Here is an 11677-nt window from a genome sequence, read left to right as displayed (position 1 = left end):
AAGTTATTAATTCAGAACTAGAAATAAATTTCGAGCTAATCAGCTAATAGAGCGTTCGCTCTCCAAAACTTCATGGCTATTTTCTTCAGGAGCCTCTTGTGGCAAATTTATTAAAAAGGCTTGTAGCTTCATGCGCTCAATGTAGGGCCAGCCTCCCTCAGACTCAATATCTTTCAGCAATGAGTAAAGTTGGCGGCGGTTAACAGGCAAACTCTCTTGAAAAATCCCATCCCGGATCTCTCGGTGTAACTGCTCTAATTGCCGCAGCAAAGCCAAAAGAGCTACAGTATCGCCTTCACAAGCTGTAGCGGCATCATACACCACACTTGCGAGCGCTTGCAGTTTACCAGACAACTTCTCTGATTCAATGTTTGTGCGATCGTTCATGCCACCTTTTCCGAATAAATGAGGTCAACTCAAATTTACCGAAGATTTTTAATTTTCCCTAGTTTGTCAGTTGTCTCCCTGTTACTGCATCTCCTCATTTGCCCTAGTTAGGGGTGAATGTAACTAGATTTGTATCTTTATCAAAAGCAATTGCGATCGCTCCAAAAAGAGCGTAGTAACCTTTAGCATAGGCTTTACAGAAGCTAGATGCGATCGAGACGAGACTTTCTTGGATTTTGAGAACTTTGATTTTGAGTTAAAAAAAATCGTATGATCTGGCTGATTTACCCATCCAACAATGGGCTGTATGTAGTGGCGTCACATACATGATACAAAAAGACTTGGGCGACGCCGCTTTTGCGATAAGTAAGAGCAAAGTGCGAAGCAGACACCCCTGTTTGCACTTTTGAAGGCACAAGCATTTATGCTTCTCTGTCTGAGGCTTACTCATACACTCGCCCAACTCCAAACAAATGCCACCAACAGTAAAACTGCTGGTTTTTTGCTCCCCTAGTAACACACATCCAAAATGGATGCAGTGTTCTACTTAGTCTGGGGTTTACACTCCAAGCTCAAGAGAGCGACACGTTTAACTACGTTTAGCAGAGAAAAGTTTGAGCAGCGTCTGACAACTAGACACCCGAACACTTGCTTCAACTCTCTTAATCAGAGCAAAGCCGTGTCCGAACAAAGGTAGTTTTTCGCAGAGTAGCGGCTTCTCATCAGAGATCAAAGCTTCGATGCAGTTTTACAACTTAGATATTAATTTTTGAGATTGAGGTTGACCATGAGGTATCGCGCTTTAATTGTTGCATTCTTGGCTTTGTGCCTGGGGCTAATAACCGCTTGTAGTGATGCTCCTACTACCAGTAGTGGTAGAGATGTACTCACTTACGATCAAATTCGCGGCACTGGCTTGGCTAACAAATGCCCCCAACTAGGAGAAACACGCCGTGGCTCCATTCCCATTGATTCTAGCCAGACTTATACCATCAAAGAACTTTGCTTGGAACCAACTAGCTTCTTCATCAAAGAAGAACCTGCTAATAAACGCCAAGAAGCAGAATTTGTTGCCGGCAAATTGTTGACCAGATACACTTCCACCATTGACCAGGTGCAAGGTAATCTAAAAGTTAACGCAGATAATAGCCTGACCTTTACGGAAACTGATGGTCTTGACTTCCAAGCCATCACTGTGCAACTTCCTGGTGGTGAACGAGTACCTTTCCTCTTCACTATCAAAAATTTGGTTGCTCAAAGCCAACCCAGTTTGACCAGTATTAACACCTCTACGGACTTTGAAGGCAGCTTTAAAGTTCCTTCCTATCGTGGTGCTGCCTTCCTAGATCCTAAAGGTCGTGGTGTCGTCAGTGGCTACGATAATGCTGTAGCTCTCCCCGCCCAAGCAGATGATGAACAACTTACCCGCACTAACGTCAAGCGTGCTGAAAATCTCAATGGCAAGATTTCTCTGCAAATTGCTAAAATAGACGGTTCTAGCGGTGAAATTGCTGGCACTTTCGAGAGCGAACAGCCATCTGATACAGATTTAGGCGCTGGTGAACCTAAAGAAGTCAAGATTCGCGGTCTATTTTATGGACGGGTTGAATCGACTCGTGGCTAAATCTTCAAAAGTTAAGGCAACTGACTGGCACTCAAAACGACAATTCTGTAAGTACCAGACTTGATCGCAAAAGTTAAACTATCCACCTTCTTTAAAAAAGAAGGTAGATAGATTTTTAAAAAATGGGGAAAAGTTAAATCTGAGTAGAATTGGGGGCAAAATAGCCTTGGCGATTGGGAAAATTCTTATCCCTCAGTCTTATGGGTGACTTGATTCATCCCTTTAACCTTTTCCCTTTCATTAAAACACTATAGACTTAAGTACAAAAAAGGGTGAGACGCCCTTTTTTTATTGGCTTGCGTAAATATACATAAGATTTTTTTAAATTATTAGTAATTTTTAACTATTGGATAAATTTTAGTGGAATGAGCACGTAATTTTACTGTAAATCGAACTTTTGCTTGTGAAACAAAGCTCGACTACTGTTGTTTAGTTTCTCTAAATTAATTTCATCATTAATTAACTCAAGTTAAGTACAATCTCGGTTTGATATTTAGTGATTAATTTTATATTTTATTTCTATGTGGTTCTAAAAAAGCTACAAGTCATACCAAAGATAAATAACCAACTAAATAATAATTTCGCCCATCTAAATTTTGCTCGATTGTCAAGTAACCTATGGAATTTTAAGAGAAAGTCTTTATTATCTACCATAGTATTTGCTATGAAATATAGCGCAATATTTCATTTGATATCGTGCGATCGCAGCTGAATTTAAAAAGCGAATAATAATTGATTCTTTATTTGCTCAATAAACCCGGTGCTATGCCTACCACAGTCACCAATGAACTAAAGCACGAAATTTGGCAGTTGTTGCGAGAATATCAGCAATCTCCGTCAGAAAACATCCGCAATCAACTGGTAAAACTCAATTTTGGACTTGTGAGAAAAGAAGCTCACTATTGGACAAATCAATGTCATGAAACCTACGATGATTTGCTCCAGGTTGGATGTTTGGGTTTAATCAGAGCTATTGAAAGATTTGAAATTTCCAAGGGACATGCCTTCAGTTCCTACGCTCTTCCCTATATTCGGGGTGAAATTCAACACTATCTCCGAGATAAAGGTGTCACCGTGCGAATTCCTCGGAAATGGTTAGCGCTTCAACAGCAAGCAATAGGAGTATCACGTTCTTGGCGTGAAAAACACAATCGTCAACCAACCGACTCGGAATTAGCAGCAGCACTGGAAATTTCTCCAAACGAATGGCAAGAAATTAAATTAGCATGGGTCAATCGCGCTCCCTTAAGTCTTGATGTGCCAATCCAAGATGGAGAAGAAGGTTCTACCTGCTTGGGAGAATTGGTTCCAGATCCTCACTATCGCAGCTTTCAACTGGCACAAGAAGACCAACTTCGCTTACAACAAGCTTTGGTTCAGCTAGAAAAACGCACCCGCGATGTGTTGGAATGTGTGTTTTTGCAAGATTTGACTCAAAAACAAGTTGCAGAACATCTGGGCATCAGTGTAGTAACGGTTTCCCGTCGAGTCAAGAAAGGACTGGATTTGATGAAAGAGCTTATGGGTGTGGCAGAAGATTGACTGCAAAAAACAAACCGCAGTTATACTGGGTATGCAGTGCTAAAAATAACCCTTGAAATGTAAAAAATTAGGTTATAAAGGGAACATACTTTGCCTTTGATCCAAATTTTAGGCATGTTGATTTCCACTTTTCAATTTTCCAATGGCTTTTGAGAAAGGCTCATGGGCATAACTTCAAAAATTACAATTGCAGCTATTCTAACTTTGGCGCTCGCCGGATGTGCTTCTGAAGATACACCACAAGCCATCAATCCTGTGCCAGTTCCCAAAATAGCAAAAAAGTCGCCACCAGCGGCTCAATCCTTTAAGAATCCAGTGATACCAGCCAAACAGGTCTCACAAGTTAATCTTGCATCTGTTAGCTTGATTCAATCCACGAATGCCACAGAGCGGACGCGAGAACTTGTGGTATCAAAAGCTCGAAGCGATCCTTTTGCACAACTTTTCGGGCAGACTATTCCCGGAATGGTTAAAACATCTGGAAGACCAGTTCCCGTGGTGCCTAAGCTGCCTACTGCATCACTATCAGTACGAAAACTTCCAACACGCAGAATCGCTTTAAATCCAAAGAAAAACAACGTTTCTTCTGTACCAAAAAAAGTCAATCCTACTTTGACTTCAGTGTTGCCTAAAGTGTTGCCTAAAGTTTTGCCTCAAGTTGTTCCCAACCCCACTTTAGTCTCTGTATTACCACCACCAGCACAGCCTGAGTTAGCAAGGGCAGTAGTTGTGACTGGTGTAGTTCTAATTAGTAAAGAACCACAAGCAATTATCAAAGTACCGGATGAGCCGACAAGTCGGTATGTACAAGCGGGACAGCGATTAGCAAATGGCGTACTGATTAAACGTATTGAAATGAATCAGGGCTACAACCCCATCGTGATTTTGGAACAATATGGTATTGAAGTTGCCAAAATGGTAGGGGAAGGGACTGTGAAATCAACGTCGTCAGCTGCATCTGCTAGCGGCAATGCTATTTCAGTGACAACGCCCCCCCAAAATACGTTTAATGTGGGAGCTTCATAAAGATGGAAACTAAGGAAAAAGTTGAATTCGCTGGTTTGCCTTTAGCTGTTTATAGAGAAATAGCAGCTCATTTACGTCAAGTCGAAGGGTTGGAAGTGGATTTAATTCCCCAGTCATCCCAACAGTTTGATTACAATCAAAGTCAAATTGCTGGCTTGAGCCTCTCGTGGACAGCAAACTCTAGCTTAGAAAATCGGCAACGAGTTAACCAGATTTTGGCTTACTATCAAAATCGCTATATGAATCCTATTTGATTTTTTGATTTGTGAGAATTGCAACCCGCAGAACCCCGACTTCTTTAATAAGTCGGGGTTCTTGTTGTTCATGAATCATTCTACAAAGCAGCGATGTCTCCGACGGGCTACGCCTACGCAGTAAACATTATTTAACATAGGTTCATAAAGAATACTGTCTAACGACCTCACAACACGCAGCAAGGTGAGGATTTCAAAAAGCAACGTTATGATAATTAATGCATTAATTGAGCTTGGGTCTAATAATAAATAAGTTGGCACAAATAAACCTCCAGAGTCCGGAGACGAGTAATTGCCTCTGTACAGCAGTCAAGAACAATGGTTTTTGACTGTATATTTAGGTGCTGCGTCCAAGCAAAATCAGCCGTTGTACAAATTTCCATAAGGATAATTCAAGTGACTAGGACTAATTCAGACTTTCTTTCTTCCAGCGATCCGGCGATCGCCGGGTTAATCAACGACGAACTACAGCGTCAGCAAGATCACTTGGAATTGATTGCTAGTGAAAACTTTACCTCTGCTGCTGTACTGGCGGCTCAAGGTTCGGTACTGACAAATAAATATGCTGAGGGATTACCTGGTAAACGCTACTATGGCGGTTGTGAGTTTATCGACAAAATCGAGCAACTAGCGATCGACCGTGCTAAACAGATATTTGGAGCTGCTCATGCGAATGTGCAACCCCATTCTGGCGCACAAGCCAATTTTGCAGTGTTCCTGTCACTCCTAGAACCAGGGGACAAAATTATGGGGATGGATTTGTCTCATGGGGGACATCTTACCCACGGTTCTCCTGTAAATTTTTCAGGTAAGTGGTTCCAAGTTAGCCACTACGGTGTCAGTCAACAAACAGAACAACTTGACTACGATCAAATTCGCGAGCTGGCGCTGAGGGAGCGTCCTAAGCTCTTGATTTGTGGTTATTCAGCTTATCCACGTGTAATTGACTTTGAAAAATTCCGCAGCATTGCTGATGAAATCGGCGCTTACTTACTTGCCGATATTGCTCACATTGCTGGTTTAGTTGCCACTGGTCTTCATCCCGACCCGATTCCTCACTGTCACGTAGTCACAACAACTACCCATAAGACACTACGCGGCCCTAGAGGTGGTTTGATCTTGACTGGCGACGCAGAACTAGGTAAAAAGCTAGATAAGTCTGTTTTTCCTGGCAGCCAAGGCGGGCCATTGGAACACGTTATTGCTGCCAAAGCAGTAGCTTTTGGAGAAGCCCTCAAGCCTGAGTTTAAAACCTATTCTGCCCAAGTGATTGAAAATGCTCGTGCTTTGGCCGAACAACTGCAAAACCGTGGTTTAAAGTTAGTATCTAACGGCACTGACAATCATTTAATCTTGGTAGATTTACGCTCTGTAAGTCTAACTGGTAAGCAGGCAGATCAGCTAGTCAGTAAGGTGAATATTACTGCTAACAAGAATACTATTCCCTTCGATCCGCAGTCGCCATTTGTTACCAGCGGTCTGAGGTTAGGTTCGCCAGCAATGACCACGCGGGGCTTAGGAGTAGCAGAATTTACTGAGATTGCCAATATTATTAGCGATCGCTTACTTTCTCCAGATTCCCACGTAGTAACCCAAGATTGTCGTCAACGGGTAGCGGCATTGTGCGATCGCTTCCCCTTATATCCTCACCTGGAAATTCCTGTACCAGCATTAGCCTGAAATGATAGTTAAGAGTTAGGAGTGATGAGTTTTAAGTTTTAAACTCCTAACTCATACCAGGCTTAGGCTGAGATGATAGTTAAGAGGGATAAGTTTTGAACTCTTAGCTTCTAACTCTTAACTTCTAACTTCTAACTCCTAACTCCTAACTATTGCTTCCAATGAGTGCAGAAATTATTTGTGTTGGTACTGAACTATTGCTAGGAGATATCCTCAACGGCAATGCTCAATTTTTGGCGCAACAATTAGCGCAACTAGGAATTCCCCACTACTATCAAACAGTGGTTGGGGATAATCCAGAACGGTTGAAGCAAGTTATAGAAATTGCTATTTCCAGAGCGCAAATTCTCATTTTCACTGGTGGACTCGGCCCCACACCAGACGATCTCACCTGCGAAACCATTGCCGATTTTTTTAAAGTCCCTTTGGTAGAACGTTCTGACATCATCGAAGACATAACGCAGAAATTTGCCCAACGTGGTCGAGTTATGTCACCAAGTAACCGCAAGCAGGCTTTGATTCCCCAAGGTGCAGAAATTCTCCCCAACCCCACTGGAACAGCACCCGGCATCATTTGGCAACCTCGTCCTGAAATCACGATTTTTACCTTTCCCGGTGTTCCCAGTGAAATGCATGTGATGTGGGAAGAAACAGCTGTGCCATTTCTCAAAAGTCAAGGTTGGGGTAAAGAAATTATTTACAGTCGGAGTTTAAAGTTTTGGGGTATTGGTGAATCTGCTTTAGCGGAAAAGGTTGCTTCGTATTTAAAGTTGCCAAATCCCACAGTCGCCCCTTATGCAGGTAAAGGGGAAGTTAGATTGCGAGTTTCTGCAAAAGCAAATTCAGAAGCAGCCTCAGAAGCCCTAATTGCGCCCATTGAAAAACAACTTAAAGAAATTGCCGGATTGGATTTTTATGGCGTTAATAATGATACTCTCGCTTCCGTAGTTGGTCAGTTGTTACGGGCATCAAAAGAAACGCTTTCAGTGGCAGAATCTTGTACTAGTGGCGGTTTAGGGCAAATGTTGACTGAGATTTCTGGGAGTTCTGATTATTTTTGGGGTGGAGTAATTTCTTATGACAATTCGGTGAAGGTTAGGCTATTGGGGGTTAACCAGGAAGATTTAAATAAATTTGGGGCGGTAAGTGCTACTGTTGCAGAGCAAATGGCTGTTGGAGTCAAAACCCGCCTTGCAACAACTTGGGGACTGAGTATTACTGGAATTGCTGGCCCTACCGGAGGAACAGATACAAAGCCAGTGGGTTTAGTTTACATTGGTTTAGCCGGGCCAAAAGATGAAGTGACAAGTTTTGAGTATCAGTTTGGTACTGTGCGAGGTCGAGCTTTAATTCGTCATGTGAGTGCAAATGCAGCGTTGGATAATCTGCGCCGGAAGTTATTGACGAGGTAACAGATATATTATGTTTGTCATACAGATTGTATGACAAACGAAGCTGACGATACGAATTAATGCACGATTAGATGACGAATATGCTGATAAACTAGCCTTTATTTAGCAGCAGACTAATCAAGCTGTAACGGAGTGATTAAGTCTGTTATTGAGTTGTATTACCAGCAGCTTCTCGGATGTTGGATTGGAATAAAGAAAAAATCAGAACGCAAACGCCCCAATCGTAAAAATTCAGTTGCGATCGCGTAACCGTCCGCTGGAAGCGATCGCAAGTTAATTAACTCAAGGGCGATCGCGGATGTTCAAAAACTGTAAACTGTTTAATTTTACGTTTAATTCCCAAGAAATAATCTTTAGTCAAAATTCAATCTATCAAAATAGTGAATTCATTTCATAACTATTGATGCCAGAATTTCTATCTAGGGATCGATATCGCTAACAAGCTAAATGAAGTAGAAATAGTATACTAAATCACATGAGATTGTATTGTATGAAATCCAATAATGTTGCAAAACAGTTTTCCACCGTAAAACGCTGGATGGCTACAGCGCTGTTTTGTATGTTAGCGATCGCTTTCGTTTGGCAAGGTGCATTTTTCTCGAACACCTCAGCAATGGCCGATCCTGCTGGAACCTTGATTGCATATGATGATGCAGATCGCGCTCAAGATAAAGCTAGTAGAGATGCTGGACGAACCAAAAATTTCATTGATGATACAGCAGATAAAGTTAAGGACGCTGCCAAGAGCAATGCCAGTAAGGTTGACCAAGCAACAGACAATGGTAGCTTTATTGAGCGCAAAGCAAAGAAAGATGCCGCTACAATTCAGAGAAGAGCAAATGAAGATGCATCTCGGACTAAAGAAGCAGTAGACAACACTAAGAATGTAGTTGAACGCACTGTTGAAAACATTAAAGATGCTTTTGGTAAATAGAGATATAGATATAGAAATCCTATTGGATTTGTAAAAATCGAAAGCTTCAAATTTCCGACTTTTTAAAAAGGTCGGAAATATTGTTGTTTGCGAGTAATTTCGGAAAATCTAAGGTTATAGCAAGGACTGGGGACTGGGGATTGGGTGAAAAGTCTTGTTGTGTCTAAGTTTTATCATCTGTTAATGTCCTAACCACCAAGGCTTGTGCTATACATCAATATGATTACAGCAATTTACAGGTAGTTAAACATTGTAGTAGGGTAACACAGATAGCTCTGCATCCCTATAAGGGATTGTAATTAATGCTTCGTTTCCAGTTGGAGACTTTTAACGAGATATATACTAATAATAAATGAAGTTAGATAAAGTAATTAAGTAGCTTTAGATACATATTTGTCACAGTTATAAGAATTAGCGATCGCTGATAAAATTAGCTGCTGTCACCGAAGAAGAGTAGAAACTCTAGTTAAATATTTACTAGCAATTATGCTAGATATATAGCTGTAAACAAAATATTTGATTTTCTTTTGTACTAACTTAAAATGGCAAAATTGAGTAATCTGCTTAATGAACTTCCGCAAATTGCTCTTCAAAAACTTGTTTTTATATACGCATCGCAGGCATTTTATAAGTAGCATTACCCACGGAAAAATGTGTTATAAATTTAACTTATTGCAATCTTATTTGACGAATTGTTAATGGTTAACAAATTTTTCACTATCATCAATTAAGAAGTTATACTTTCCACTACAACTTAGTAACAATGTAAGAGTTTGATTCTGTGGACAACCCGACCGTGGGAAAATCAAAATACCGAGACTCGAAGTTAGAGAGGAAAACCTTATAATATGCATCTGAGCGAAATCACCCATCCTAATCAGTTGCACGGTTTATCTGTTCGCCAACTGCAACAGATTGCCCGTCAGATTCGAGATAAGCATCTTCAAACAGTAGCAGTTAATGGTGGACACTTAGGGCCAGGGTTGGGTGTTGTCGAATTAACACTAGGACTTTACCAAACACTGGACTTAGATCGGGATAAAGTTATTTGGGATGTAGGACACCAGGCTTATCCCCACAAATTGCTTACAGGACGTTACGATCGCTTCCACACCCTTAGACAAAAAGACGGACTTGCGGGTTATCTCAAACGGGGCGAAAACAAGTTTGACCACTTTGGGGCTGGACACGCTTCTACAAGTATTTCAGCAGCATTGGGCATGGCTTTAGCGCGAGACTTGAAAGGAGAAAAATTTAAAGCCGTTGCTGTGATTGGCGATGGCGCACTAACTGGCGGCATGGCTTTAGAAGCCATCAACCATGCCGGACACATGCCGAAAACTAATCTGTTGGTTGTTCTCAATGACAACGACATGTCCATATCTCGCAACGTCGGCGCGATTCCTCGCTATCTCAACAAAATGCGCCTCAGCCAACCGGTGCAATTTATTAAAGATAATCTTGAGGAACAGTTTAAGCAAATTCCCTTCGTAGGCGAATCCCTCTCACCCGAACTCGGACGGATCAAAGAAGGTATGAAGCGCTTGGCTGTTCCGAAGGTAGGTGCAGTTTTTGAAGAACTCGGCTTTACCTACATTGGGCCAGTGGATGGGCATAATCTAGAAGAACTAATTGCCACCTTCCAACAAGCACATCAAATACCAGGCCCAGTTTTGGTGCATGTGGCAACAGTGAAAGGCAAAGGTTATGAAATTGCCGAACTAGATCAAGTTGGCTACCACGCCCAAAGCCCTTTCAACGTAGCAACTGGCAAAGCCATTCCTTCTAATAAACCCAAACCCCCGGCTTATGCCAAAGTCTTTTCTCACACTTTGGTAAAACTTGCTGAACAAAATCCCAAAATTATTGGGATTACTGCGGCGATGGCAACGGGGACAGGTTTAGATAAACTTCAAGCAAAACTGCCCAATCAATATGTTGATGTCGGCATTGCAGAACAACACGCAATTACCCTAGCAGCAGGACTTGCAAGCGAAGGGATGCGCCCGATTGCAGCTATTTATTCTACCTTCTTGCAACGCGCCTACGACCAGATAATTCATGATGTCTGCATCCAAAACCTGCCAGTATTCTTCTGCTTAGATCGGGCGGGAATCGTGGGATCTGATGGCCCCACCCACCAAGGTATGTATGACATTGCTTATCTGCGTTGCATTCCCAACATGGTAATCATGGCCCCCAAAGACGAGGCAGAACTGCAAAGCATGGTAGTAACTGGCGTTAATCATACCAGCGGCCCGATCGCAATGCGCTACCCTCGTGGCAATGGCTACGGCGTTCCCTTGATGGAGGAAGGCTGGGAACCTTTGGAAATCGGCAAAGGTGAGATTCTGCGTACAGGCGATGATGTGTTAATTGTTGCTTATGGCACAATGGTCTATCCAGGAATGCAAGCTGCGGAAATTCTCAGCGAACACGGCATTGAAGCAACTGTAATTAATGCCCGTTTCGTTAAGCCTTTGGATACCGAGTTGATTTTGCCTTTAGCGAAGAAAATCGGCCGCGTTGTCACCTTAGAAGAAGGCTGTGTAATGGGTGGCTTTGGTAGTGCGATCGCCGAGGCTTTACTAGATGCAGATATTCTCGTTCCTGTCAAGCGATTTGGTGTACCAGATGTATTGGTAGATCACGCTGAACCCAATGAATCTAAGACAGAACTAGGTTTAACTAGTCATCAAATAGCAGAGAGAGTATTGCAAGCTTTCTTTAAACGGCAACTATCTGCTGTGGTTTAGTTTACTTATCAACAGTATTATCTAAAAATAACCCCTATAACAGGGGTTATTTTTGTGAGAAT

General features: G+C 42.0%; 9 protein-coding genes. 8 read left to right on the top strand and 1 reads right to left on the bottom strand.

Annotated features, from left to right (window positions below):
- Positions 1 to 39: 39 nt before the first annotated feature.
- Complete coding sequence (locus RMY32_RS12135) at positions 40 to 387, bottom strand: hypothetical protein (protein ID WP_322713665.1); 348 nt, start codon at positions 385 to 387, stop codon at positions 40 to 42.
- A gap of 787 nt (positions 388 to 1174) precedes the next feature.
- On the opposite strand from RMY32_RS12135, the gene RMY32_RS12130 reads away from it, so the two are divergent.
- From RMY32_RS12130 to dxs, 8 genes are all read left to right on the top strand, one after another.
- Positions 1175 to 2011, top strand: coding sequence for a photosystem II manganese-stabilizing polypeptide (locus RMY32_RS12130; RefSeq protein WP_322713664.1), 837 nt, complete (start codon positions 1175 to 1177; stop codon positions 2009 to 2011).
- Between the two features lie 765 nt (positions 2012 to 2776).
- Complete coding sequence (locus tag RMY32_RS12125; protein ID WP_322713663.1) at positions 2777 to 3553, top strand: RNA polymerase sigma factor SigF; 777 nt, start codon at positions 2777 to 2779, stop codon at positions 3551 to 3553.
- Positions 3554 to 3715: 162 nt separating this feature from the next.
- Positions 3716 to 4579: a hypothetical protein gene (locus RMY32_RS12120; RefSeq protein ID WP_322713662.1), complete on the top strand. Its 864-nt coding sequence runs from the start codon at positions 3716 to 3718 to the stop codon at positions 4577 to 4579.
- A 2-nt stretch (positions 4580 to 4581) separates the two neighbouring features.
- A complete protein-coding gene (locus RMY32_RS12115; protein ID WP_322713661.1) occupies positions 4582 to 4833 on the top strand; it encodes a hypothetical protein in 252 nt (83 codons plus the stop codon).
- Between the two features lie 396 nt (positions 4834 to 5229).
- Positions 5230 to 6513, top strand: a complete 1284-nt coding sequence (glyA, locus tag RMY32_RS12110; RefSeq protein ID WP_322713660.1) for a serine hydroxymethyltransferase — start codon at positions 5230 to 5232, stop codon at positions 6511 to 6513.
- Between the two features lie 161 nt (positions 6514 to 6674).
- Positions 6675 to 7925: a competence/damage-inducible protein A gene (locus RMY32_RS12105; RefSeq protein ID WP_322713659.1), complete on the top strand. Its 1251-nt coding sequence runs from the start codon at positions 6675 to 6677 to the stop codon at positions 7923 to 7925.
- 490 nt (positions 7926 to 8415) lie between these two features.
- A complete protein-coding gene (locus RMY32_RS12100; RefSeq protein ID WP_322713658.1) occupies positions 8416 to 8859 on the top strand; it encodes a hypothetical protein in 444 nt (147 codons plus the stop codon).
- An 848-nt stretch (positions 8860 to 9707) separates the two neighbouring features.
- Positions 9708 to 11615, top strand: coding sequence for a 1-deoxy-D-xylulose-5-phosphate synthase (gene dxs / locus RMY32_RS12095; RefSeq protein WP_322713657.1), 1908 nt, complete (start codon positions 9708 to 9710; stop codon positions 11613 to 11615).
- Positions 11616 to 11677: the final 62 nt, after the last annotated feature.

It is taken from the genome of Nostoc sp. ChiSLP03a (genome assembly GCF_034531215.2).
Classification (GTDB): Bacteria; Cyanobacteriota; Cyanobacteriia; order Cyanobacteriales; family Nostocaceae; genus Nostoc.
Note: the sequence above shows the minus strand (reverse complement) of the source record. Positions and strands in the feature narration are given on the sequence as shown.